This is a genomic window from Psychrobacter glacincola (assembly GCF_904846215.1).
GTDB classification, from domain to species: Bacteria; Pseudomonadota; Gammaproteobacteria; order Pseudomonadales; family Moraxellaceae; genus Psychrobacter; species Psychrobacter glacincola.
In genome coordinates this window covers 224,287-250,595 of sequence record NZ_CAJGZK010000001.1, presented here as the reverse complement: position 1 = coordinate 250,595, position 26,309 = coordinate 224,287, and the positions used below count along the sequence as shown (strand labels likewise).

The window sequence follows — 26,309 nt, the reverse complement described above, 5'->3', positions numbered from 1 at the left end:
ACGTAATATAGTCAGATGAAAATAAAAATGTGATGAAAATTTAAACGCGCAATTGCAATTGCGGTTTGAGGAAGTATCAAAAGATGGGGCTAAGATCAGTGATCTTAGCCCTTTTTCTAATGATTTGAGGTGTGTTTATGATAAAGATCAGTCGTGCATTTTAATTTTTAATCACGTTATCCGTTCAAAAAACCACCACAACGCAATAGCAATACTGACAAGAGAGCCGGCATAAAATATAACCGATTTATAAAAACGCGTGTGACGTAGCAACAGCGCTATCGGAAATACTACCAGAATGAACAAGAGCTGTCCTAGCTCGATGCCGACGTTAAAGCTTAACAAGGCTAGCACGCGCTCACTGGTTGCTAGTGGTAAATCCACGAGTACATTGGCAAAACCAAAACCGTGAATCAGTCCGAAAAAAAAGGCCAGATAGACGGCTCGCACTCGCAGCATGGGCACTAAATTGTTTAGCGCTGCAAAGGCAATCGATAGGGCAATCAAGGATTCGATAAACCACGCTGGAATAATAATGACTCCAAGCGCTGCTAAGGTTAAGGTAATGGAATGCGCTAGCGTGAATGAGGTTGCAATCCAAAAGACTTCAAGTAGTGCAGATCTCGGTTTGGCGACAGCAACCAATTGTTTTTGCTTACGTATGTAAACTGCAGGAATCAGAAGTACGAACAAAAACAACAGATGATCCCAGCCGATCAGTAAGTGATGTACGCCACTTTTCAAAAAGTTTATAGAAGTGGATAGTAAGCTGGAGTCTGCGCTTGAACCTAACGGATTCTTACCTACGGTCAATACTTGAACCGGTAAGTTATCATCAGCTTGCGTCAGAATCAAGCGGTGGTTGGCATCGACACCTGCTAAAACTTGATAGTCGAGCCCTGATATAGGGGCAGCACAGCCCAGCTCAAAGTTTGTATATAAGTAATTAAACCCACCGCGCGTATTGATCGCTAATGGTGCAAAATTTGTTATTTTGCAAGATTGGGCACCCGCTTCTAATGTTACTTGGGCAGCGATTAGTTGCTCTATCAGCGCTTTCTGTGATTTAACCTCTGCCCAACTGACCTGATTGTCTTGATTGGGGTCTATATCTACTAGCAAAGCCAAATCTCGAAGCGCCAATTCATACTCAGCGTTATACGAGACATCTGCTGCACCCTCAGAGCCGTTCGGCTCTAGGTTTAAGTAGGCCGTACTAGATACGTGTGCTTGTAGCGCCGTGCAACTCATCGCTAGCAAAAATAGTACTAGGTAACGATAGGTATGACTCCAAGTGAGCTTGATGAGTTCGCTCATAAAGGCGTCTCCTTGCTTGAGGTTTGCGTGCTTAGGGCTTGGGTGCTTGAGTCACTAAGTTTACCTAAGCGAAGATCACGCTCAAGTGCTGGATATTCAAATTGCGTGTCTGTCATAAATTGCTGTAGTAGCTTAATGTCTTTTTTGCTACCGGCCTCGATTGCTGCTGTCGCATAGAGCAAGATGTCCGCCGTTTCGCGCTGATCTTGCCAGTTCTCACGAGCCAACTTCAGTGCTGAGTCGGTCTGGTTGGCGAGCATGGCATAAGTGGCTTGATCACGAATATGGGCAATTTCTTGGCGTAGCTTCCATACCTCAATACGTTCTTTTATGAGCGCTAAATTTTGCTGAGCTTTAGGGTCACCCAGTTTAATTTGAGCAGAAATGAGTCGTAGCAGCAGTGAATCTTTGTCTGTGTGGTCTTGAAGTAACTGACGCACTTCTTGATACTCTTGACGCTCTAGCAGCCAATCTGCACGTGCCATCAATGCAGGTACAGTTTGGGTATCCATTACACTAAACACTTGAGTCGCAAGTGGGACATCTTTACTGCGTAGTGCTGCGTCTGCCTGCATCAGGTAAATCCAGCGGGCGGTCGACGGGTCAAGCCCAGGAGCAATAGCCGCGAGCCCATTCAGTTTCTGCTTCGCCTCGGTAAGTTGACCGGTCATACTTTGGATTTGCGCCACACAAGCCAATTGATAGACGCGCAGTGAAGGATCGGTGAGTTTTTTGCAGTAGCTCATGGCATCTTCGAACTGACCTTGAACCACTAACAAGGAAGAAAGCGTCAATAAAGCATCTGGATTGGTCGCATCTTTACTGAGTATTTGCTTCAGGAGTTCTTTCGCTTCAGAAAACTGATGATTCGATTGCAGTGCTCGCGCTCGGAGCATGACGGTTTCTACGCTTTGATCTGTCATCTGATCTAGCTGTGCTCGGGCTTGACCTAGTGCACGCGGGTCGCCCTGTAAGTAAGCACGCTCTAGAAGCTGGCTGGTTTGTTCGGGGCTGACAGTACTCGCACCAGACGCAAAACTGTCTGAGCTGAGGTAGCGCGGCGGCGGTGAGTCGGAGGGCAGAGTCTCAAGAATTTGTTGGTCGTTTGCCGGAACAAAAGGAGCGGCGTAAAGCAGTTGGCTGGTTATGAGTAATAATGCTAGCAATCCAATAGGCTGCTTAATCCAGTGCATAAAATATCTCCATTTAAAACCTAAAGAAGCACCTGAAAATTCGCATGATCAGGTGCTCTATTTAATTCACATCAAAACTTCATATCAAACTACAGTGAAGAATTGGCGCCCGTTATTGCAACAGGCTCTGCTAGATTGGCTTCGGGAAGCATAATCCGATCAATAACTTGCGGTTCATCGGTGTTGACATCCTTACTAGCGTCGATCACAGCAGAGACTCTCTTGACTGCTAGATTTGCATTCGCTTGATCTGTTGCTACATTGGGATTGCCTTGATTTCCTGTCTCAAAATTCTTGTTATCGTTATCACTAAAGCAGCCAGAAAGAGCAGCCGATCCGGTAACCAATATCGCTAAAAGTACATAGCGCATGGTATTTCTCCTTAGGTTAGGTTCAGCTTATCGACTGCCTGCATGAGGGGTCTGTAGATAAGGAAAGACTGAGTCAAAAGCAGTCGCAGATTTCACGACTCCGTCAGTAAATGGCGCTGTACCGGCTTTCGCATCAGCAGGGACACAAGTAGCTTCTGGAGGTAGTCCGGCATGACATAGGACGCCCATCGCTACTCTTAACGATACATCAGTTACATCATCATCAGGTCGTCTACCATTTGGGAAACCTGCGGTATCACCACCGATCACACCTAAGTCATTTTGACTTGCCGCTACTACAGTAGGTGTCGTGGTATTTAAGCGTAACATATCGGCTGGTACTAAAGCTTTGTTAGCCGGTTTGTTGATAGTAGGAACACCCGTTAAGAACGCAGTCACTAAATCTTGACGCGGGAAGTTAGTAGGTGCTGGTGCACTTGGATACAGTTTTTGAATCAAGGCAGGTAGCGTAGGATAGAACACATAGTTCTTAAAGTTAGCCACGTCATCTTTTGGCTCTGAGGCGTTGAATTTGTCTTTGTCTTTAAGACCAATGACGACCTCATTGACCAGCGGCATACCCAATCTTGATACTTGAGTCCATGCACCACCTTTCTTAGCAGTGGTACTGATACCAGAAGCAGGTGAAGGATTGATTAAAGTAGCCTGACGGACACTGGCAGTCGTCCAAGCGCCAATCACAGGATCGACACCTTTTTTATTATCACCTAAATCTACATGTGCTGCATTAACGAGACAAGCTTTAGGAATCTCCATTGCAATAGAGGTAATATTCTTATCTGCTAACACGTTCGTCCCGCCATCACGTGGACCTAATGGATTTAGGTTAATCAGATCGAATACTTTGCCTAAGTCAATAGCAAAGCTCTCAGCACGTTGACCGACAAATACTCGGCCAGTTCCACAGCTGCCTAAGCTCAAAGGTTTAATAAAACCTTTTGCATAGCCTGGATAGTCTGCAAAAGACTTGGTGCCGATGTAATCAAATGGCTTGTTAAAATTCCCCAGTGGTGTACGCGCGCCGCTGCGGCGATCACCTTTAACCATCGTCACACCATAGCTTTCACTGGTTTGCACGTTAGCTGGGTTTGAGGCATCACCCGCGTTAGATAAGGGTATCGCAACTTTTGGCGTTGATGCATTGCCGTCTGAATCAATCTCGATACTATTTAGTGTTTGTTTAAAGTCAAATTGGAAAGTGACGTCTTCGACCGCATCACCGTTGTTATCAATGTGGATCTCATATAGAGCATCATCATCTAACGAAAAATAGTTAGGTCCACCTTAGGCATCTTGCAGTGGTAAATAGTTAGCAATAATGGTGACGTAATCTGCTCGGCCACTCTCATAGCTGTTAAACATATAGAGGTCAGTGGCATCGACTTTAGGCGTTTTGGTAATTGACGGCGCTTCACGGTGACTAGAGGCTACAGCGCTTGCACTTGCGCATAAAGCCATCGCTGCTAATAGAGCGTGTATAGTGTATTTCATACGAATCCTTGTAGAAAAACTTGAGGGCTAAGGGGTAATTAAATCATAAATATATAGACGGTATATACTTGGATGTTGCATTACTAAATGGTTGATTTTGAAATATTTCTGAGAAGTTCCTGAGACAATTTAAATTTTTATTATATATAATCCATATATAAATATATCTAAACTATCCTCTGAATAAGTTAAACGAAACTATATGCTTAAGCAAGAATTTTATTATGGCACTCATCGGGTTTATCGTAACGTTCATCGGATTTATTGGGATAAGTGTTGTTTTTCTGTTACAAAAGCGTTTTTAAATCACTTATAAAGGTATTTACTCAAAAACATAAGGGAAATAAATGGGATATTAGCGTAAGAAAAGTGAAGGCTAATGAACTTATAAGCCAACAAAGAAAGTGAAGGATTGAGTAGCGAATTGATAACACTTTTAAGGCAATTAAAGTTACGAAAATATGGAAGATTCAGCTTTCGCTCATTTCTGATTGAAACTCTGAATGTTCAATAATCTAATATTACTGGCAATAAATAAGAAAAAATAAGGTATGATTAATTAGATTAGCTTTATATAAGCAGCAGATTTATAAGACAAACACTGTCTATACCAAAATTTTAGTGATGTCCCTGTATAATCAAGTAGGCTAACAACTGGATTCTATACCTCTATGAAATCTACCATTGAATTACTCGAAGATACTGATTTTCCTACTATTAAAAGGCGAGAGCTTAAAACCCTACAAGTGAATATGGGCTATTTATGCAATATGTCCTGTGTACATTGCCACGTTGCAGCCAGTCCATACCGTACAGAGATGATGTCACGCGCATTGGTTGAGCTGATTCCAAAGGTTCTACAAGCGCAAAATATCGATACACTGGATTTGACCGGTGGCGCGCCTGAGATGCATGAAGACTTTAAGTACTTGGTCAAAGCAGCACGAGCATTGGGTGTCAAAGTGATTGACCGCTGTAATCTGACGATTCTGATGGTGGAAGGCTATGAGGATATGGCGCAGTTTTTGGCGGACAATGAAGTTGAGGTTGTCGCCTCTCTTCCTTGTTACTCGTTAGAAAATGTAGACAAACAACGCGGCAAAGGGGCATTTGATGACAGTATTCTAGGACTGCACAAGCTCAATGCCTTAGGTTATGGCAAACCTGGTTCGAATTTGACATTGAACCTTGTGTATAACCCGCAAGGGGCGACGCTACCGCCCAATCAGCAGCAGTTAGAAGCCGACTATAAGCGTGAGTTGAAAGCGCACTTCGGTATTGAGTTTAATCAGCTGTTTGCCTTAACCAATATGCCGATTCAGCGCTTCGGTGCGGTGTTATTAGCTAAGCATGAATTCCATCCCTATATGGATTTGCTCAAAGCCAATTATGTGGCCTCCAACTTAACCGAAGTGATGTGTCGCTCGACTATCAGTGTGAACTGGCTGGGAGAGTTATTTGATTGCGATTTTAACCAGCAGCTTGAGATTCCGGTACCAAACAAAGCCCGCCGTCATCTACGAGATCTATTGACGCAAAACCCTGCTGGTGATGATATTGCCATTGCAGACCATTGCTATGGTTGTACAGCAGGACAGGGCAGTAGCTGCGGCGGTATTTTAGAAGAGTCAGCTATATAGCTTTATTAAAGTATATGAGAGTAGATTAGATAAAACTGGAATAAGTGAGATTAGTATAGGCAAGAACCTATCTATCTAAGCGGAGTTACTACCATGTCATTATTTAATAACTTAGTCGTCAAGAACTTAGTCGTCAAGAACTTAGTCGTCAAGATGACTATTGCCACCACTGTCTTGTTGTCAAGTGCAGCGGCCTATGCAGATTTTAATCACAGCAGTTGGGATGCATTGCTAGACAAACATGTGGTCATGACCAATGCTGGCAAGGCATCGGTAGTGGATTATGCTGGCATGCAAGCAGATAAAAGCAAGCTGGCAAGCTATCTGAGCGCCACTAGCAAGGTCACTCAAGCTGAATTCAATCGTTGGAATAAAGATGAGCAACTGGCCTTTTTAATTAATGTCTATAACGCAGGTACGGTAGAGTTGGTGCTCACCGAATATCCAAATATCAAATCGATCAAAGATATTGGATCCGTATTAAGCTCACCTTGGAAGCAGAATTTCATTCCACTGCTGGGTAAAACGCGCTCGCTGGATGATATTGAACACAATCTGATTCGCGGCTCCAAGCGTTACAACGACCCACGCATTCACTTTGCGGTTAATTGCGCAAGCATTGGCTGTCCTGCGCTCCAAGACGATGCCTTTACTGGAAAGCGCTTAGACAAGCAGTTAGAGCAAGTGACCAGTAAGTTTTTGGCAGACAGCAGCCGTAATCGCTTGAAAGGCAATATGCTTGAGGTATCGCCAATTTTTAAGTGGTATAAAGAAGATTTTACGATGGGTTGGCGCGGTACTAATGACGTTGCAGGATTTTTGGGACGTTATAGCCAAGCATTAGCAATGAATAGCGCTCAAGTGAAGGCATTAGAGCAGGGTAAAATAAAAGTCAGTTACACCAATTATAATTGGCGCTTAAATAAAAAATAAATTGGGCATTAATAAAAATGACTGCTGTGCCAATCAAACTCTCTATCGTAGTACCAGTATTAAATGAAGCGGATAATTTACCGCGATTGATTGGTCATCTGGCTTATCTGAACCCAGCACCTTATGAAGTCATATTGGTCGATGGCGGTTCAACCGATAGCTCAGTTGTTATCGCTCAAAAACTGACTGAAAGTTTGATAGATAACAGTCAATCAGCTATCGCTAGTCAATCAGCTGTTAACTGTCAGGCTATTGATTGGCAAATCATAGAGTCCGCTGCTGGACGGGCGCTGCAAATGAATGCAGGTGCTGAGTTAGCCACGGGTGATGTGTTGTTGTTTTTGCATGCTGATACACAGCTGCCGAACCACGCTATTACTGATATTACATTAGCCGTTAGGCGAGCCGCGTGGGGACGTTTTGATGTCTGTTTAGACAGTCCTGAATGGATGCTCAAGGTAGTCAGTCAGATGATCAATTGGCGTTCCAGATTCAATGGAATTGCAACGGGTGATCAAGCGATATTTATCAAAAAAACACTTTTTGAGCAGATGAATGGCTTTCCTCAGCAGGCGCTTATGGAAGATATTGAGCTTTGCAAACGTCTTAAAGCTATTGGTAAGCCCGCTTGTCTACGAAGCAAGGTGATAACTTCGGCACGGCGCTGGCAACAGTATGGCACTTGGCGCACGATAGGTTTGATGTGGCATCTGCGTTTTGATTACTGGCGCGGCGTCTCTGCTGATAATATTAAGCAGCGTTATTATAAGGCTTAGTAGCTATCGGTTGTTATTTTAGCTACAAAGAGTCCTAGAATGGGCTCAAACCATTTCAACTTGTAATAATAGAAATTCAAATACTTATGTCACAAGATGCCATGCAAACAGACACGCTTATTATTATCTTTGCCAAGTTTCCCGCGCGCGGCATGGCAAAAACCCGTTTACAACCCGCAATCGGTCTTGAGGGCGCATCACTGATGGCAAAACAGCTGTTATTGCATAGCGTTGAGCAGGCATTAGCGACTGGATTTAACGTTGAGCTGTGTGTGAGTCCAGCACCAAATGATCCATGTTGGCAGACGCTTAATTTACCCGAGTCATTGCAGTGGTCAGCGCAAGCAGATAGTGACTTAGGGTTACGCATGTTAACGGCCAGCCAGCAAGGTTTAGACAAGTTTAAACAGGTCATATTGATTGGTACGGATTGTCCGAGTTTAACGCCATTATACATTCAAGATGCCGCTCAGAAATTAGAGCAGTCTGATACGGTCATGATTCCTGCCTTAGATGGCGGTTACGTGCTCTTAGGATTTAAGCGAGCTCATACCAGTTTGTTTTCGAATATCGAGTGGAGTACTGCCAGCGTAGCAGCGGTAACTCGACAACGTATTAAAGCAATGGGTTGGACGCTGGCGTTACTAGACCCATTGCATGATATTGATGAGCCTGCAGATTTAAAACATCTGCCGGTAGGCTGGCTTGCAAAAATAGGCTATTGATTAACTTGTTCTTCAAATATGACTCATATTTCTTATCTTTAGAATGACCCCGATATAGTCAGGGAAAAGTAATATCAATACATCAAGTACTGCTGATATTCATTTTTCTTGCTTGCTGTAGCTAGCCGACAGAGGCTGCAAAAAATTTATATCAGCAGCATTGTAGCGTTTTTGAGATATTTTAACTATATAGGATGCTGAGTAAGGGTGCTTAAGCCGTTTTATTATTAACAAGGAAAGTATTATGCATGAGGTCGTTCAAGAGTATTATGGTAAGCAGCTACAAAGTACTGAGGATTTAAAAACGTCAGCATGCTGTGATGTGAGTAATATGCCAAGTTGGTTGAAGCCTTTGTTAGCGAATATTCACGACGAAGTTCTAAGTCGATATTATGGTTGTGGATTGGTCTGTCCAGCGCTACTTGAAGGCTGCCGTATCCTAGATTTGGGCTGCGGTTCGGGCCGTGATGTCTATGCATTAGCCCAATTGGTTGGACGTACAGGCCATGTGGTTGGTGTCGATATGACGGATGAACAATTGGCCATTGCAAGGGAGCATCAAGCGTATCATGTCAATAAATTCGGCTACGACAATGTGACTTTTCTTAAGGGTTACATCGAAAAACTAGATGAGCTAAATCTAGACCCCAATAGCTTCGATATCATTGTCTCAAATTGTGTCATTAACCTATCACCCGATAAAGCAGCAGTGATGGCCAGTGTGCAGCGTTTGCTCAAGCCTGGCGGTGAGTTTTACTTTTCTGACGTTTATGCAGACCGCCGTATCCCGCAGCATTTAGTCAATGATCCTGTGCTTTATGGGGAGTGTTTAAGCGGTGCTTTATACTGGAAGGATTTTGAGCGCCTAGCGCGACATGCTGACTTTTTGGACCCGCGTTTGGTTGAGGATCGTCCGCTTGAAATCACTGATCCACTACTTGCCGCTAAGATTGGTGATATTCAGTTTTTTTCCGCCACTTATCGACTGTTTAAGATTGCCACGCTGGAAGATGCTTGTGAAGACCACGGTCAAGCAGTCATTTATCACGGAACCATTGACCAGCTACCGCATCATTTTAATCTAGATAAGCATCATGCGATTGAGACGGGCCGCGTCTTCGCTGTCTGCGGTAATACTTTTCGTATGCTAAAAGAGTCACGCTTTGCTAAGCATTTTGATTTTATTGGCGATGATAGTCGGCACTATGGTATTTTTGCAGGCTGTGGCGATATCCTGCCATTTGGTCATCCAGCGAATATAATATCTGACTCGAACGCGGCGCTGTCTGTTAACTCAGGAAGCTGTTGCTAAAAATAAGATTGCTACGATTTTGAGAAAAAGGGTTGTTAAAAAAGCCATTAGTTAAAAATAAAAGCGGCCATCAAATCATTTGATGGCCGCTTTTGTATGTAAAAACGTTACAAAGCCTAAGGTTACAATGTTTATGGAAGTAATGCCGCAAGCCGTGTCTTGGTTTGCTCATCCATTGCTGCAATTGGCGTGACTAATGCTTGGGACAACGCATTATGGGCAATGGAGTTAGGCTGTTCTGATGCAATTAATGCCACGGCTTGCTTAATCACTTGCTGCGCGTTGTCTGCGTTTTTCATTAGATTTTGTATGGCGTAATCTGCACTGACGGCTTCCTCATTTGGATGCCAACAATCAAAATCTGTCACTAGCGCCAATGTGGCATAGGCGATGCTGGCTTCGCGAGCGAGTTTGGCTTCTGGCATATTGGTCATACCGATGATGTCCGCTTGCATCTGCCGATACCAGTGTGATTCTGCACGAGTTGAAAACTGTGGTCCCTCGATACACACATAGGTCGCTTTTGCGTGGCACTGCCCATCTGCAATATTTGCGTTGTCATAAGCTCGCACTAAGATATCTGCCACCTCAGAGCATAAAGGGTCGGCCATTGACACATGGGCGACGGCACCATCTCCAAAGAAGGTACTGACTCGCTGCTTAGTCATATCAATCATTTGATCAGGGATGACCATATCTAGTGGTTTTAATGCCTCTTGCAATGAGCCGACCGCTGATACTGAGATGACATAGCGTACGCCTAAGGTTTTTAAGGCATAGATATTGGCACGATAAGGCACCTCAGATGGGCTTAACCTGTGTCCTTGACAATGCCGCGTTAAGAATGCAACTGTGACGCCATCAAGTTCGCCGAGCACGATATCATCAGAGGGGTCACCATAAGGCGTGGCAACTTTAATGCTTCGCTTATTGGTTAGAGCTTGCATTTGATACAGACCGCTACCACCGATAATAGCGATATCGGCGGCATTTTTTGCGGTATTTTCTACTGCAATTGAAGTCATATTTGGTTCCAAATGATAATGAGTAGAAGTTGTCAACGTTAATATAGTTGATCCACTTTTAAAAGAGTACTGCACTACTGGGGTGAATTTTTCTTGCTGTGCTTACGCAGACAAGGGCTGCGAATAATTAACCCCAGTAGTGCTTTTTAACATTTGTATTTCTTTTACTGAGGACTGACTATACGGCTAGCGTTTACTGACTCTCTTATACATACCTTGGGCAAGTGCTTTAACGATCATCGCCTGACTTTGTACAAAGCCATTGTACTTGGGCAAATCATCCTCTATATCGCTGGTGCGGCGATTATAAAACAGATGCATGGTAGGCTTAGGTAGTGCAGCCACATTGGGATAATTTGTTGTAGGTATTAATATGAGATTGCCGCCCAATGCTGTTTCTATACTGGGTTTGTTGCAGCGGGTACAAAGCCCGCGGCTAATATTTGGCGGGAGTTTCCAACGGCGAAATTTGGTTCTGACAAGGTTCAGCGCACTCACATCGGGCTTAAGTAAAATCGTCACATCATTATACGCTTGGCCGGTGAACGCTTGGCAAATAGTACAGTGGCAGATAAAGCGTCCAATGGGCTTGTTGTTGATTGTATAAGTATTGCTATAACAGGAGCAAGAGCCTTCTTGTGGGGTAAATGCTTTGCTCATTGATCAGTCCTTAATAATAGGGTGTCGATATTAATGGTTTAAAAATATAGCACTATCTTAGCGTACTAGTGTAGTCGCTTTCAGTATCATGGTCGAATATGATCTATGCTAAAGAGAACACAGAGATAAACGTGGTAACTTATAGTCCAGCGCCTTTAAAAACGTTATGAGCTAAATCAACTAAACCAGTATCCTCATTTTCAAAATGAGGATACTGGTTTAGTAGCGGCTAATTAGATTGCCACCAATTCTTGAATGTTGTTTTTTGCCATGTCACATCCTGCTCCATGAGCAACGACTTGTCCACGAGAGAGCACGGTATAGTTATCGGCAAGCTCTTCTGCAAACTCATAAAATTGCTCAACCAAAACGATGGCCATATCGCCTTTATCGGCAAGACTACGAATGACTCTACCGATGTCTTTAATAATTGACGGCTGAATGCCTTCGGTAGGCTCATCGAGTACCAGCACAGATGGTTCAGAAGCAAGCGCACGCGCAATAGCTAACTGCTGCTGTTGACCGCCTGATAGATCGCCGCCGCGCCGATGTTTCATCTCATCAAGCACTGGAAATATATCATATAAGTGTTTGGGTACTTTACTTGCTTTACGTTGAGAGAACTTTGCCATGCCAATTAGAATGTTTTCTTCAACGGTTAAGGTGGAAAAGATATCGCGTCCTTGCGGTACATAAGCGAGTCCTGCGCGTACACGCTGCTCAGGCGTCATCTTACTAATATCCTTACCGTTTAATAAAATTTCACCTGATTTGATGGGTAGGATACCCATCAAGCATTTAAGTAAGGTAGTTTTACCGACGCCATTACGACCCAGTACCACGCTACATTCTCCTACCGGGGCGGCGAGGGTGACATCACGTAAGATGTGACTGCCACCGTAATATTGATTTATGGCATTGACTTCTAACATATAGATACCTTTATTCTTTTTTAAGTCAAGTTTAAGAGCTACTATTTATTATCGACCTGAATGTATCATCGACCTAAATAGGTCTCAATAACGGCCTCATTGTTCTGTACTTCGCTCAACGTCCCTTCAGCCAGAATAGCGCCATTTGCCAAAACCGTCACTTTCTCACTGATGGCATCAATAAAGGTCATGTCATGCTCAACCACTATTAAAGTATGATTCTTTTTGAGGCGTAGACATAACTCAGCGGTATGTTCAGTTTCGGCATCGGTCATGCCTGCTACAGGCTCGTCAAGTAAGATAAGCTTTGGTCTTTGCATCAGTAACATCCCAATCTCTAGCCACTGTTTTTGACCATGAGATAGTAGCCCGGCTGGCTTGTTAATCATGTCTTTTAAGCGAATCTGCTGTAGCGTTGAGTCAAGTGTGTTTTTTGTGTCAGCATCAATTTTAGTAAACCAGCTTTTTGATACCCGCTTATCTTTGGGGGCCGCTAGCATTAAGTTATCAAGGACGGTAAATTTTTCAAATACCGTTGGTTTTTGAAACTTACGACCAATGCCTGCTTCAGCTATTTCCTCGGTAGACAGCTTGGCTAAATTATGTACTTGACCAAAAAACGCACTACCTTTAGTTGGACGCGTTTTACCAGTGATAACATCCATCAAAGTGGTCTTGCCTGCACCATTAGGACCGATGATGCAGCGTAGCTCGCCCGTCTCAATGTATAAAGATAAGTCATTAAGTGCCCGGAACGAGTCAAACCAGACGCTGACGTCTTCCAAATAGAGCGCAATACCATGTCTCATATCTGGACCTGATTTGGGAACAGGATGCGCTAAGCCAGCACTATCTCCATAGTCTTCAGCCAAAGTAGTGACTGGTCGGGTAGGCGTGGTTTCTGCAGTCGCTACGCTGTTAGCAGATTTAAGAGTCCTAGCTGGGGTATTGATACTACGGTCAGTTTTATTAGGTACTTTTGACATTATTCTTTTTCCTTCTTAAAACGATCGAGTACGCCAATGATCCCGTTAGGTAGAAATATAGTAACGACCACGAATAGTCCACCTAGAATAAGCAACCAAAACTCAGGGTAGGCCACCGTAAAGTAAGTTTTAATAACATTCACGGCACCTGCGCCTACGATAGCCCCAATGAGTGACCCTCTTCCTCCGGCAGCTACCCATACTGCCATCTCGATAGAGTTGACAGGGTTCATCTCACCTGGGTTAATGATGCCAACTTGCGGTACATATAGGGCACCAGCGATACCAGCAATGACTGCAGACAACACCCAAGCAGAAAGCTTGTACCAAAGCGTGCGATAGCCTAGATATTGCAAGCGATTTTCACTATCACGGATGGCACCGAGCACGCGCCCATAAGGCTGGCTCATCAGATAGCGTAGGCCAAGATATGACAGTAACAACGCCAAAGCGGTCGTAAAGCACAGCACAGCCCTCGTTGAAGCAGCAGTGATGTCATAGCCCAATAGCGTGGTAAAACCTGTGAAGCCATTGTTACCACCGAAGCCTGTTTCGTTACGGAAAAACAGTACGGCGGCAGCGTAGGTCATGGCTTGAGTGATAATCGAAAAATAGACCCCTTTGATTTTTGAGCGAAAAGCAAAATAGCCAAAGATAAAAGCGACCAGACCGGGAACTAACACCACTAGAGCCATCGCCCACCAAAAGTGTTGAGTGCCTGCCCAATACCACGGCAGCTCGGTCCAACTCAAGAAGCGCATAAAGTCTGGGATACCAGCGCCAGCCGTTTCACGTGTCAAGTACATACCAAAGGCATAACCGCCCAAAGCAAAATAAAGACCATGTCCTAAGCTTAAGATACCAACGTAGCCCCAGACGAGATCTAGCGCCAGTGCTACCATAGCCAGTGCCATTATTTTACCGATGAGCGTTATCCAGTAAGCAGACAGGTGAAAACTAGAGGTTTCAGGTAGTAGATGTAACCAAGGCAATATCAGTAGCACTAAAAAACATAAACCAATCAAAATGGCATTACGTGGGGAATCAGATAATAATTGAGTCAAACGCATTAGGTTCTCCTTAATCCACAAAACGGCCTTTGAGGGCGAACAAACCTTGTGGACGTTTTTGAATAAACAAAATCACAAGAACCAGTAATACAATCTTAGCCATCACAGCACCAATGCCAATCTCAAGCACCGTACCACTGACACCAAGACCTAAAGATGCCAATACCGCGCCCCATACTTGCCCAACACCGCCAACCACGACGACTAAGAACGCATCAATAATATAAGTTTGACCTAAGTCGGGTCCGACGTTGCCTACTTGCGCTAACGCACAGCCTGCGAGACCTGCTAGTCCTGAACCAAGACCAAAAGCTAACATATCGATACGGGCAGATGAGATACCAACCGCGCGCGCCATTTGCCGGTTTTGAGTCACAGCGCGCACAAATAGCCCGAAGCGAGTCTTTTTAAGTAAGTACACCAGTAGCATAAGAATAATGATAGTAAAGCCGATAATAGCGATACGGTTGAAAGGGAGTACAAGGCTGGAGGACACTTGATAGGCACCGCTTAACCAGTCGACATTGCTGACTTCAACGTTTTGCGCGCCAAATATCATCCTTACCAACTGCATAAGAATCAGACTGACACCGAAGGTGGCCAGTAAGGTTTCAAGCTCACGGCCATAAAGCGGTCGAATAACGATCCGTTCGATAATCATGCCGATAATGGCACTGACTAAAAAAGCGACGGGTATAGCGGCAACCAGATACCAACCTGCCATACCGGGAAAATACGCTTGAAATAGATTTTGCACCATATAAGTGGCGTAAGCACCAATCATAATCAGCTCACCGTGCGCCATATTGATGACACCCAGTAGTCCAAAAGTGATGGCAAGACCAAGCGCTGCTAATAACAAGATACTGGCGGTACTCATACCAGTAAAGAGATGTCCTATCCAAGTACTGATGGTAATGCGCTGCTCAATACTATCCTCAGCGTCTAACAGGGCAGATTTGAGCATAGGATCGATATCATCTGCCGCCAATGCCCGTTTGATATCAACTAAGACTTGCGGGCTATCGCTATCGGCAAGCACGGTAAGCGCTGCAATTTGCTTAGCGACGTCGCCATCTCTAAAATCAATTCTTGCTTGTAAAGTACTCAACGCCGTTTTGACGTCGTCGTCTTCCTCATGCGTAGCGGCAGCGCTAATGAGTGCTGGATCTAGCTGTTCGATATTGTCTGCTAAAATAGCAACTGCCTGCACACGTTGCTTAGGATCGTCTGATTCAAGCTTAACTTTGGCTTGTCCAAACACCAAAGCTGAGCGTAGCGCATTGGTCAAAGTCACTTGCGCCAAGTCGCTGGGCCACTCGGTGGTTAGCTGCTTAGCAGGGTAAGTAAATAGCTCATCTTCGCTATTAAGTAGGTAAGTTTGCCCACCATTACCTTGGTAGAGCTCATCATTTTTTATCAGCTCAACCAAAGTATCTAGACTCTCAACCGATCCTGGCCACTGATTGAGCATGGTTTGGCGCTTGCCAAAGTCTGCGGCGACAAATTGTTCAATAGCATCCCCTTTACTTATCGTCAGATCAGCTGGCGTAGTTAGAGACTGCTTGTTTTGAGCAAGCAAGCTATCGTCTTGAGCAAGCAAAGTCTTATCATTAACAGCATTGGATGTCGCAGCCACAGTATTGATGGATATTGCCTCGTCATGACTGTGTGCTATTAGCGTCTCGTGAGCATAAACAGACGATGTGGTAGTAATCAGTAATAGTGCTAAAGATAATAGGGTAATGATAAAAGTCTTATTAGAATAATTGGCTGGCGCGTCACTTTTATAATAGGAAGGATAATGTGACATGATAATTCCTTTTTTGCAGTCAACACTCCTCTAACCTCTACTAAAAAAATGTTTTATCAGTAGAGGCGCTAAAGGGTTGCTGGTATTGATATCATTAAGGGACTAAGGTTTAAGGTTTAGGTGACCATAAACTTATTTAGGAATATACTGACTCCATGGCTCAGCACGAATGACTTTTGGCGTTTTGCTGATCACATCGAACTGACCATCGGCGCGGATTTGACCGATCATGACAGGCTTCCATAAGTGATGATTTTCTTCATCCATTTTCAAGGTATATCCTGATGGCGCGTCAAAAGTCTGACCTCCCATACTAATACGCACTTTATCGACATCAGTAGTACCTGCTTTTTCAACCGCTTGTTTCCACATATTGATACCGACGTAAGTGGCTTCCATAGGATCGTTGGTCACAACCTTTTCAGCATTCGGTAGCTTATGATCTAGCGCATATTTCTTATACTTTTTGGTGAAGGCACTATTTGCTGGATTCTTAACTGACATAAAGTAATTCCATGCCGCCAAATGCCCTTGTAGCAAGCTGGTATCGATACCACGAAGCTCTTCTTCTCCTACTGAGAATGCCATGACTGGAATATCAGAGGCTTTAATACCTTGGTTGGCAAGCTCACGATAAAATGGCACGTTTGAATCCCCATTAATGGTAGAGATAACCGCCGTTTTTTTACCAGTAGAGAAGTTCTTGATATCACCTACGATAGTCTGATAGTTGCTAAAGCCAAATGGAGTATATTCTTCCATGATGTCTTTTTCAGCGACGCCTTTAGACTTTAAGAAAGCCCGTAAAATCTGATTGGTAGTACGGGGGTAGACATAGTCTGTCCCAAGCAGTACAAAGCGTTCTGCACTACCGCCTTCTGGACTCATCAAGTATTCAACGGCAGGAATGGCTTGCTGGTTAGGCGCCGCACCAGTGTAAAAAATGTTTTCTGACTGCTCTTGACCCTCGTACTGCACAGGGTAGAACATGAGGCCATTTAACTCTTCAACGACAGGCAGCACTGACTTACGTGACACCGATGTCCAGCCACCAAATATCACATCAACTTTGTCTTGGGTTAATAGCTGACGAGCTTTTTCAGCGAATAACGGCCAATCAGAAGCGGGGTCTACAACGACGGGCTCTAGCTGCTTACCCAACACGCCGCCATTGGCATTAATTTCATCAATGGTCATGAGGGCAGTATCTTTTAATGACGTTTCAGAGATAGCCATCGTTCCAGACAAAGAATGCAAGATACCCACTTTGATCGTATCGCCATTTGCCGCAGGTGTCGCAGTCTCAGTTGTTTCAGTTTTTGTTGCTGTAGAGTTGGTTTCAGTATTGTTTTCAGCAGGTTTTTGACAACCAATAAGACTCAAACTTCCTACAATGGCGACTGCTAATACAGATAAACGTGATGTCAATTTTGAGTCGATACGATAGCTTGTATTGATAGGAGTAGCAGTGATAAGAGTGGGCAACAAAGACATATATTTCTCCAAAAAGATAAAGTAGCAGCCTGATTGGGCTGAATGAACAGCCCATTCCTAACTACCCTTAATACATCAATATTTGTGCCAACCTAAAGTATAAGAATTTGCACCAAAATTGTTCTGAATTGGAGAATATTATTCTTATTTATGCACCATCATGGCTTTATGGTTTTTTATGCACCATAAGTATCTGGTTTAAAGAGCTAAAGCTGTGCATAAAAAACGATTAGAGGGAAAGCAATGTGCTATTAAGGTTAAAAAGTGTGAACGGATTTGACGGCAGGGGGCAATACAGCACCAAAAATGAATACTTTTTCTTTATAAATCAAATCAGCCTTACTTTTTTATAAAAAAACCATTTTGGGTGGCTCATGCATTAAGAAGTTCTGATGGGAGATATTCCAAGCGTAAGCGCCGGCTAGAGTGAAGACAAGGTAGTCTCCAATACGCAGCTCTTCAATCCATTGGTTTTGTGCCAGCACGTCTTTAGGTGTGCACAGTTGACCGACAATAGTGGCATTGGTGTTAGTGATGGCCGCTTTATCTGTCAGGCTTTCTTGATGTTCAGTTTCTATGGTTTTTATCGTGCTGCAAGGTACGATGAAGAAGGGATGGTTGTGCTGCTGCGCGGCGGGTGTTCTAAAATGGTGAGTACCGCCATGACCAATCACGAATGTCTCGCCAAGATTTTGTTTGATGTCCAATACCTCCATCACATAGTAACCACAAGGCGCTGTGATAAAACGTCCAATCTCAAACCTTAAATTGAACTCAGGATTGGCCTCTACAATCATTGAAAGCTGTTGGCAGAACTTTTCCCAATCAAAATGTTGCGGATTATAATCATAGTGAATACCTAGACCACCACCGACATTGATGGTCAGTGACGACGGCAATGATGAGTAGTCGTGCTGCCACTTCTTGACCATGTCAATATATCGCTGCATTAACAGCAAATGGCGCTCTACAGAGAGCTGGTGCGACATTAAATGAAAATGAAACCCGCATAAATGAATGAGTGGGCTTGAGTCAATAATATCCAATGCTTGGCTAAGACTGCTTTCATCCAATCCGAACGGTGTAGGCTTGCCGCCCATGACCAATTTACTGCTACCGATATCACCGATATTGATGTTCATCCTCAAAAATACACGTACGGGAAGCTGCAAGGAGTGACTGAGGGTTTGAATTCTAGACAGCTCGACCAGACTTTCTACATGGATGGTATCGATTTGTTGCTGAATGGCTTGGTTAAGGTCTTCTATAAGCTTTCCTGGTCCACCGAAGATAATAGGGTTGTTAGGTTGATGGGTTTGTAGCCAATTAAGCTCGCCACCAGAAGCAGCTTCAAAGCCATCTACATGGTCCGCTAAAACTGCTAATATCTCAGGCTCTGCGTTGGCCTTGATGGCATAAAACAACTCTGTACGATCTGGTAAACAACGTGTCATCGTCTTTATTCGTTCTTCTAGAGCGTTTAAGTCATAAATATACGCACAGAGTGGTGACGGTTGAGCACCAAATTCATGAATGCAATCAATAATTTTTGGAGGAAGCGGGTGCTTATCTAATGTCTCGATTGAGGGTTCTATCGATGCGTCTGTCATCATTTTAGGCATTCCTTTGAGTTTGACTTAGATGAGCTATGAGTGGTTAAGCTATGAGTGGTTAAGCTATGAGTAGTTAAGCTATGATTACTGCCTTTATTAGGCTTGAGTGCAGAAGGTTGCCATGGGCACGGAATCATGACGTAGGCGGAATATTTATCAGCAAGCTTTAGTAATCGGGTTTTATAATTGGTTTTACTGGGCATACTGCCACCCTCTATTAGCGCCTGAATCTCAGGCTGAGCGCCATATACTAGCTGCCAGTTAATCAATATATTTTTGACAGTCTGCCAGAGTAGACTCTCCAAAGCCTCCGCTGAGCTTGAGCCTCGACATAAATAAAAGATAGCTTCACTTAGATTATTAACAAAAACGCAATAGGCAATGCGTGACCATCCCTCTTCTTTGGAGTAGAGGATCGATTGTTTGCTACGCGCAGATAAGCCAGTAGCCTTGTCAAGTGACCACAGGGTATCCACAAGTTTGGTCCCTTCAAGATCACGAACCCAAACACACGAAGGCAGTCCCTGATTGAAACCAATAACGGTGTTTTGTAAATGTGGTTCGAACACAATGCCGTGGTTAAAAAAATAATCAAAGGTACCGTCAATTAAAATGTGGGCATAACGATCTAACCATAAACAGGCTAAGGTATCGTAAGATGGTATTTCACCTTTAATTTGACCGGTGTGGGAGCGACGCTGCTGTAATTGCCGCTCAATGACACTGTCTCCAAACCTGTCCTCAGTAAATAAGGCCGCAGCAACTTGGGGCGTCAGATACTTGATTTCATCCGCAGTAAAAGATTCTCGAAACAAAATCCCAAAGGCTTCTGTGATAAATTGAATGGATTTAGCATCTTCATCAGGGAACTTGGACGCCATATCAACAGTCGCGGCAGCTGGTTCTAACATCAGCTTAAAAGTGGGGTCAGTCAGGCGTTTGCTGTGATAAATTTTTTCTAAAATACCGTTTAGATAAACGGCGCTATGTAGCTCATACCATGCATTTTTGCGGATGCAGTTGGTCAAACGAACGTGGATAGAGCATTTGATAAAATGTGACAGCTGGTCATGATATAAAGTACGTACTGATGACGTTGGGGAGACGGACTTGCCAGCGATACCAAGCGGCACCACATAGCCTGATGCCATTGCCCGTTTGATGATTAGGTTCGCCAAGATGCCTGCTGCTTCCCATGGATGACAGGGATAGTAAACCCAATCGTCTTGACTTATAGGGTCTAACGAGTCAGCAGACTCACTTAATAAGGCATGAGCAATATCGCTAAGTACTGTCTTGGCGTGTTCACCGATATACGTAACTAAAGAGGGATCAATTTTAAACCAAAATAAGGCAAATTGACTTTGGGTTTCGGGCGAGTGCGCCAATAAAGCAGTCATGTTGACTCCTTGTCGGCTCTTAGGAGACGGATGGTAAGCATGACCCCAAAGTAATGCTTGCTCGCTGTAGATATAGTTATTAGGGATGTGGGCATTAGGAATGTGGGCATTAGGAATGTGGCTATGACTAAGTTTGTCACGCTGAATACTCTGACAGTTGTGAGTAGAAGAGTGTAGAAAAGCGGTTGTCATATTAATGCTATTAACAATCTGATCTTTTATCTCTTGATTGATGTCTAATTGATAACGAGTCGCAATATAGTTATGGATATAGTCGATTAATTGATAAATATTTAGACACACCCAAGGTTGGTTGTCTGTTTTTAACCAAGGAGATCCACTCAGCTGACATTTCCCTAAGCGACTAAAATAAGCCACTGGCAATACGATTCTGGCAGAGTGAGAGGGGTCGTTAGCCACCGGAAATCTAATAGTCAGTAGTCGCTCATTAGGGCAAGCTCGGTCATAAAGTAAACAAAGCGACAAGTCGTCATGAGCCTCATCGATACTCATGTCTTGATTGGGAATCGCAAATTCACGAAGATAGCAATTGATGATGTTCATGATAGCGTGCTGCTCAGATTTGTACTGGTGGTACTGTGACAGCAGATTTGGTACTGGGTTAGTTGCTACTGGTTCGCTATGTAGTAAGCAATTTGGTATTGGCTTAATTGATAATAAGTTATTTGGTTTCATAAGTTATATCTTTTTTTAGATGTTTTTAGAGTAGGTATGGTTTTTCGCGCTCGTTGCATAATCCTGATGCATTTTGATGGTTATCATCGCAATAACCGCCATCACCGCTGAGATGACAAAAGGAAATAACAGGCCAAACATTGGGACAAATAAAGTGACAGACAAACCTGCTAACACGCCGCCCCATTTCGATAGCGCATCGTACCTGGAGAATATTTTGCCGCTATGCTTAGATTGGTTAGTGCTGGCCATTTGAGCATGAAGGCTTTGGTAACACATAAACATACCTGCGCCAAATAGCACCCTAGCCAACCAAATCAAGGCCAGATAATCACTTAAATGTAACAAAGCGGCGACGGCTAGTACCGCAAACCCAAGTGTGAGCGATGGGGTTGGCATTTGAATCCTTAAGCGTCCACTCAGCAGTTGGCAGATAAGATAAATGACATGAGGCATGGCATATAACTGACCTATTTGAGAGGTGCTAAGCCCGAACGTTTTTGCAAAGGGTAGAAAGTAAGGGAAAGTGGCTACCATACAAAAGGCTAAGAAAAACTGCAGTAACGATAGAAATAGATAAGGATTGGTAAAAAAAGTAGCGCCCGTTATCCTTTGCACCGAGTGATGCGCCTCTTGTTTATAGCTTTTAACTTTCTTACCGCTTGTCGTTTCTGTATAAGCGTTAGATGTCGGAGTTGGTATATCGATAGGTCTATGAACCTGAGTATTTGCGGCTGTTTTTGCTAACTCAATAGTATTTGCTTTTTTGACGACATTGACTGCTGAAACGACGTCTTTTTTTAGCCAACAGCTTAATAGGAATGCCAATAAAGGCAGTATGGCCAAAACGCGATATAAACTCAGCACCTCGTAATGGTATACCAAAAATCCTAGCCCAATAGGAGCCGTGATTAAGGCAAGCCGTGCTGAAAATTGGGTGAAGTTTAAGACTTGCTTTAAGGCATTTTTATCAGTAATGCTGGTTGCCAAATACGCGTTTGAGGCAGCCATCGTTCCGCCAAATAGTCCCTGAATACTCAGCCCTATAATGAGCTGCCATAAAGACTGAGAAAATCCGCATATCAAGAAGCCAATAGCCAATCCCAGCTCCGCTCGCAACAGCGACGTCTTGCGACCATAGGTATCGGCAAAATGACCCCAGAATCTGGCAGCGATAGCGGTCATCAGTGTTGGTAGTATAAATAGCAAACCAACCCAGCTCGATTGCAGTGGCGCATCCAGCTCTTGAAGCATGAGAGGTAAAAACAGAGGCATGCCTAAAGCAGAAAAAGCTGACATGTAGTGACAAAACAGGACAATAGTCACCATAATCCGATAGCTCATTAGGAATCCTGCTTGTGTAGCTGCATAAGTCTTAGGGTGTTGGGCGCTGATTTGCCATAGAACTTATTGATATCTGTGGCACCAGATTGTTCCTTTGATAATAGGCTACCGGCATACAATAGGTATTTGATATACCAGTTCTTGTCTTCTAGCAAGACTTGTCTGGCAAGATGGGTATCATACCCTTGCGCTGATAGGCTTTGTAATGTCGCATTAATGCACGCTGTTAGGGTTTGATACGCCTCATGACGATTAATAATGTCATGTTTGCTCATCATCTCGATAATGGCAACAATGTCTAGCTGTATGGTAATGGTCAAAAACATTTGAGCCAAAGCCAACTCGTCATCGACTACTATGCGTGGGTCTTTGATATCTCCAATGTCTATAAGGCTGGCTAAACCTGATTGCAGCATGGCGTCATTAAATAGTTTTGGATAAATTCGAGCGGCATCATTATCTTTCATTAGTAAAGTCATGTTGCTGTCATTGCGGGCATTGCTGTCAAATAAAATAATGGCATTTTGCTGATTAGACTCTAATGCAATGCCATATTTAATCCATAAATTCAAATGGACATGGCATAACAATTGAATATAATTCTTTAGCCAAACCTGACTATCTCCTTCATAAAACTGTTCAATTAAGTGGTTAATGAAGGGACGACCATCAGGCATGATGCTACCCAATGCCGCTACTGGTACAGGTGTTTTGTTGGCTAATTTAGTATCATCATAGCGTCTGACGATAAAGGCTAGGGTTCTATCGTCGCCCATATGTCCCCCGATTGCTTCATCGCAATGAGAGTAATATCCTCGAAGCGCGTTGTCGTTTTTCTCAATCGCCTCTAATGTTTGTTGAAACCAATAGCCATCATAAATGGTTGAGGATTTAATCAAGCGAACGTTCTTATTACCTAATGTTCGGACTATGAGCGGTACTTTGATATGAATATTTGGGGCATCACAGCAAGCCACAGTGCGAACAGATAAAGTCGGTTGCACTCTCACAGCAGGCTTGGGTGCAAATATAATTTGAGGGGCGTCGTTCTTGAGTGCATTTTGTTGGAGTAAAGGGAGGGTTAAAGGATGGACGGGGAACAGTTGGTGCGTCTGTTGCAGGTTGCTATCGAGACCCACGTCTGCAAAGCTTGGCCAAATACTAGGCAGCTCAGCGCATACGGTAGCTAGCGCTTTAGAGACAGCGACCCAATATAGGGTAAATGTCGGCGCAAACTCTGGACTATAAGATGCGATATCCGCCTCATCAAGACCGAGCTTGGCTCGAGCAGTGGGGTAATAAGGATGGTCTAAATACGAGGCGACTTGATCGGCATACAGCAAACGCTCAGACCAACTTGGGTATTCATTAATATTGCGCTCAAGATAGCGACGTTGAGATGCAAAACCTTGGCGGGCCAAAGCTCGGTGTTCCGTGGCACAATCAAGCTCAAATAGATAACTATCGAGCGCCGTATCGGAGGCATTTGGGGACTGTTTGAGGACGGCTATAAAATCATTATAATCACTCTTTATAGCGTAACTGTTTAACGGTTTTTGAATCGTTTTCTGAAGCCAAATTGGGGTTACAAGTTGCCAATACTGCATACAATCACTAGGTGTAATAGGCAACCAGTCTGTTTGCTCAGGGGCGGTTATTTGAAGCCAGAACTTTTGGGCTTTAAGCTCTTCTGGCAGATCAGGAATATCAAACTCTGTTTCGATAATCGAATTATTGGACAGCAGTCCATAGACATCTTCACGGATACAAGTGTTGATAAAGCGCTTAGTAATATATTGTTTATCCATCATAAACTCTCAAAATATAAATGATTCAAATGTGTAAAGGGGGTGTTGATAGTCGATTCAATTTAAAAGCGATTCAGTGCTACTGGTATAAATTTTTTGTAGCCTCTGTCTGCGTAGGCACAGCAAGCAGAAAACATTTATACCAGTAGCACATCATTACAGCGCTTATGATTCAAACTGCCACTGCAAATCTTTTATGGCATCTTTTAGCACTGCATCCACTGTGTTAGCGCAGTCTGAATAAGCCAGTAGCCGGCTCAAATAGTCTTTGTTAGAGTGAGTCCGCTGGATGGTTTGATGCTTTTTTTTTAGGGGTTGATGGATAATGACACTTTGTTGGGTTTGTTTCTTAAATGAGGCAGGCGCAGAGCGAATCGTGCCTGATTGAGGGGTAGTAATGTAATGAATGCGTGCATGAGTATTAATGGCAAGCTGACCGAACTCTGCCTCTAACTCAGCAATTTTTACACCTTGATGCAATCTAACAATGGTATCAAACCAAGAATAGTGCGCCATATCATTCAATAAAAACTCTCTACCATCACCGATGCTGCGATAATTGATTTCTACTAAATGCACCTCTCCTTTGGGAGTGACAATAAATTCACTATGACAGACACCAAGCCCAACGCCAATATCTTGCAGAATCGACAAACAAGTATCACGGTATTGCAGACATAACGGCGTATTCCACACAGCGTCTAGCTCTACGAAATGCGGCGGCTCAGTCAACGTTACCTCAAAGCCGCCCACAGCCACCAATGTCTCGCCATCGCCAAGTGTCTCTAAAGTAATCAAGGTTCCAGAAATGTAGGACTCAAGCAGAATAGGTATTGTTGTGGATTGCCAAAAATCTTGGCAATAAGTGATGAGTTCATTTTTGTCCATACAGAGTTGAACGTGCATACTGGCGACGCCTTGCTTGGGCTTGGCGACGACAGGAAAACCAATCGTGAGAGTATCAAGGTTTAAATCTTTGGCGCTTAGTAATTGATAGGTAGGTTTGTACAAATCAGCAGAATCTAGCTGTTTTCTAGTTAAATGTTTGTCTTTGAATACAATGCAGTGACGCCAGTCTTTACTCGGCAGATTAAAGAAGTCAGCGACGACAGCCGTTGAGGCTTGTAGATGGTCGCTATTGCTAAAGACCAGATTGGGCAGGATATGATAGTTATTCAAGGTATCAATGATAGCTAAAGGATTAAATACATCGCATTCAAGGATACTGATTTGCGCCCCAAAAGGCATATTTATTAATGCATCCATGTGGCTGTCTTTATGATCGGTCATGATAATCAATTGGCTGGCAGGTGTATTCATCAACTCTAGTAAGGCGGGGATGAAGCCCTCAATGACTGCATCGTTAACGACATGAGAAATTAGAACCGTAGAATCATACATAAAGATTTTTCTCTTATACTTGAAGATAAATAGCAGTAGGGTTTTTAATATTTACCCGATTGTAATGATAATGAGAATCATTACAAGTGTATAATTAAGATGTTGCCCTTTTAGTTACTAAAAAATAACAAAAGCTTGTCATAGAGTGTTTTGAGTTAGGGGTTAAGCGATTCTCTATATCTAACATAGCGGCTGGCTAATATTTTTAAGACATAAAAATTGATGAGAGAAAAGTAAATCTATTTCAGATTTACTTTTCTCGTTGTGATTTGCTGAGGGTCTCAGTAT

At 43.5% G+C, this 26,309-nt stretch carries 20 protein-coding genes and 1 pseudogene; 5 read left to right on the top strand and 16 right to left on the bottom strand.

Annotated elements, in window-relative coordinates; genetic code table 11:
- Positions 1-171 precede the first annotated feature (171 nt).
- The 4 genes and pseudogenes from JMW90_RS00935 to JMW90_RS00920 form a co-directional block, all read right to left on the bottom strand.
- Entirely contained in the window at positions 172-1,317 is a 1,146-nt protein-coding gene (locus tag JMW90_RS00935) for a HupE/UreJ family protein (protein ID WP_201561242.1), read from the bottom strand.
- A complete protein-coding gene (locus JMW90_RS00930) occupies positions 1,314-2,510 on the bottom strand; it encodes a tetratricopeptide repeat protein (RefSeq protein ID WP_201561241.1) in 1,197 nt (398 codons plus the stop codon). Before JMW90_RS00930 ends, JMW90_RS00935 begins: the two co-directional genes overlap by 4 nt.
- 89 nt (positions 2,511-2,599) lie before the next feature.
- Positions 2,600-2,881, bottom strand: coding sequence for a hypothetical protein (locus JMW90_RS00925; protein ID WP_201561240.1), 282 nt, complete (start codon positions 2,879-2,881; stop codon positions 2,600-2,602).
- Between the two features lie 27 nt (positions 2,882-2,908).
- Positions 2,909-4,360: pseudogene (locus JMW90_RS00920) on the bottom strand (DUF4331 domain-containing protein).
- Between the two features lie 704 nt (positions 4,361-5,064).
- Between JMW90_RS00920 and arsS the strand changes: the two are divergent.
- The 5 genes from arsS to JMW90_RS00895 all read left to right on the top strand — a co-directional run bounded on the left by arsS (position 5,065) and on the right by JMW90_RS00895 (position 9,779).
- Complete coding sequence (gene arsS / locus JMW90_RS00915; RefSeq protein WP_201561239.1) at positions 5,065-6,033, top strand: arsenosugar biosynthesis radical SAM (seleno)protein ArsS; 969 nt, start codon at positions 5,065-5,067, stop codon at positions 6,031-6,033.
- Between the two features lie 93 nt (positions 6,034-6,126).
- Entirely contained in the window at positions 6,127-6,966 is an 840-nt protein-coding gene (locus JMW90_RS00910; protein WP_201561238.1) for a DUF547 domain-containing protein, read from the top strand.
- 17 nt (positions 6,967-6,983) lie between these two features.
- On the top strand, positions 6,984-7,742 hold the full coding sequence (locus tag JMW90_RS00905) for a TIGR04283 family arsenosugar biosynthesis glycosyltransferase (protein ID WP_201561237.1): 759 nt from the start codon (positions 6,984-6,986) through the stop codon (positions 7,740-7,742).
- 86 nt (positions 7,743-7,828) lie between these two features.
- Positions 7,829-8,467: a TIGR04282 family arsenosugar biosynthesis glycosyltransferase gene (locus JMW90_RS00900; protein WP_227691809.1), complete on the top strand. Its 639-nt coding sequence runs from the start codon at positions 7,829-7,831 to the stop codon at positions 8,465-8,467.
- A gap of 244 nt (positions 8,468-8,711) precedes the next feature.
- Positions 8,712-9,779 (top strand): methyltransferase domain-containing protein, encoded by a 1,068-nt coding sequence (locus JMW90_RS00895; protein WP_201561236.1) that lies wholly within the window; start codon positions 8,712-8,714, stop codon positions 9,777-9,779.
- 131 nt (positions 9,780-9,910) lie between these two features.
- On the opposite strand, the gene mtnP is transcribed toward JMW90_RS00895, so the two are convergent.
- The 12 genes from mtnP to JMW90_RS00835 all read right to left on the bottom strand — a co-directional run bounded on the left by mtnP (position 9,911) and on the right by JMW90_RS00835 (position 26,021).
- A complete protein-coding gene (mtnP, locus tag JMW90_RS00890) occupies positions 9,911-10,804 on the bottom strand; it encodes an S-methyl-5'-thioadenosine phosphorylase (protein WP_201561235.1) in 894 nt (297 codons plus the stop codon).
- A 186-nt stretch (positions 10,805-10,990) separates the two neighbouring features.
- Entirely contained in the window at positions 10,991-11,464 is a 474-nt protein-coding gene (locus tag JMW90_RS00885) for a GFA family protein (RefSeq protein ID WP_201561234.1), read from the bottom strand.
- A 233-nt stretch (positions 11,465-11,697) separates the two neighbouring features.
- Positions 11,698-12,396, bottom strand: a complete 699-nt coding sequence (gene urtE, locus JMW90_RS00880) for an urea ABC transporter ATP-binding subunit UrtE (protein ID WP_201561233.1) — start codon at positions 12,394-12,396, stop codon at positions 11,698-11,700.
- A gap of 65 nt (positions 12,397-12,461) precedes the next feature.
- Positions 12,462-13,382 carry an urea ABC transporter ATP-binding protein UrtD gene (gene urtD, locus JMW90_RS00875; protein WP_201561232.1) on the bottom strand — a complete coding sequence of 307 codons (921 nt, stop codon included), beginning with the start codon at positions 13,380-13,382 and terminating at the stop codon, positions 12,462-12,464.
- The gene (gene urtC / locus JMW90_RS00870) at positions 13,382-14,452 is read right to left on the bottom strand and encodes an urea ABC transporter permease subunit UrtC (protein WP_201561231.1); all 1,071 of its coding nucleotides are present in this window, start codon (positions 14,450-14,452) and stop codon (positions 13,382-13,384) included. The genes urtD and urtC overlap by 1 nt, the downstream gene beginning before the upstream one ends.
- Positions 14,453-14,462: 10 nt before the next feature.
- Positions 14,463-16,265: an urea ABC transporter permease subunit UrtB gene (urtB, locus tag JMW90_RS00865; RefSeq protein ID WP_201561230.1), complete on the bottom strand. Its 1,803-nt coding sequence runs from the start codon at positions 16,263-16,265 to the stop codon at positions 14,463-14,465.
- Positions 16,266-16,397: 132 nt separating this feature from the next.
- Positions 16,398-17,705 carry an urea ABC transporter substrate-binding protein gene (urtA, locus tag JMW90_RS00860; protein WP_201561296.1) on the bottom strand — a complete coding sequence of 436 codons (1,308 nt, stop codon included), beginning with the start codon at positions 17,703-17,705 and terminating at the stop codon, positions 16,398-16,400.
- A 401-nt stretch (positions 17,706-18,106) separates the two neighbouring features.
- Positions 18,107-19,372: a type III PLP-dependent enzyme gene (locus JMW90_RS00855; protein WP_201561229.1), complete on the bottom strand. Its 1,266-nt coding sequence runs from the start codon at positions 19,370-19,372 to the stop codon at positions 18,107-18,109.
- Positions 19,369-21,468 carry an IucA/IucC family protein gene (locus JMW90_RS00850; protein ID WP_201561228.1) on the bottom strand — a complete coding sequence of 700 codons (2,100 nt, stop codon included), beginning with the start codon at positions 21,466-21,468 and terminating at the stop codon, positions 19,369-19,371. The genes JMW90_RS00855 and JMW90_RS00850 overlap by 4 nt, the downstream gene beginning before the upstream one ends.
- A 15-nt stretch (positions 21,469-21,483) precedes the next feature.
- Positions 21,484-22,767, bottom strand: a complete 1,284-nt coding sequence (locus JMW90_RS00845) for an MFS transporter (protein ID WP_379607317.1) — start codon at positions 22,765-22,767, stop codon at positions 21,484-21,486.
- Positions 22,768-22,811: 44 nt separating this feature from the next.
- The gene (locus tag JMW90_RS00840) at positions 22,812-24,623 is read right to left on the bottom strand and encodes an IucA/IucC family protein (RefSeq protein WP_227691808.1); all 1,812 of its coding nucleotides are present in this window, start codon (positions 24,621-24,623) and stop codon (positions 22,812-22,814) included.
- Positions 24,624-24,785: 162 nt separating this feature from the next.
- Positions 24,786-26,021 (bottom strand): ATP-grasp domain-containing protein, encoded by a 1,236-nt coding sequence (locus JMW90_RS00835; protein ID WP_201561226.1) that lies wholly within the window; start codon positions 26,019-26,021, stop codon positions 24,786-24,788.
- Positions 26,022-26,309 lie beyond the last annotated feature (288 nt).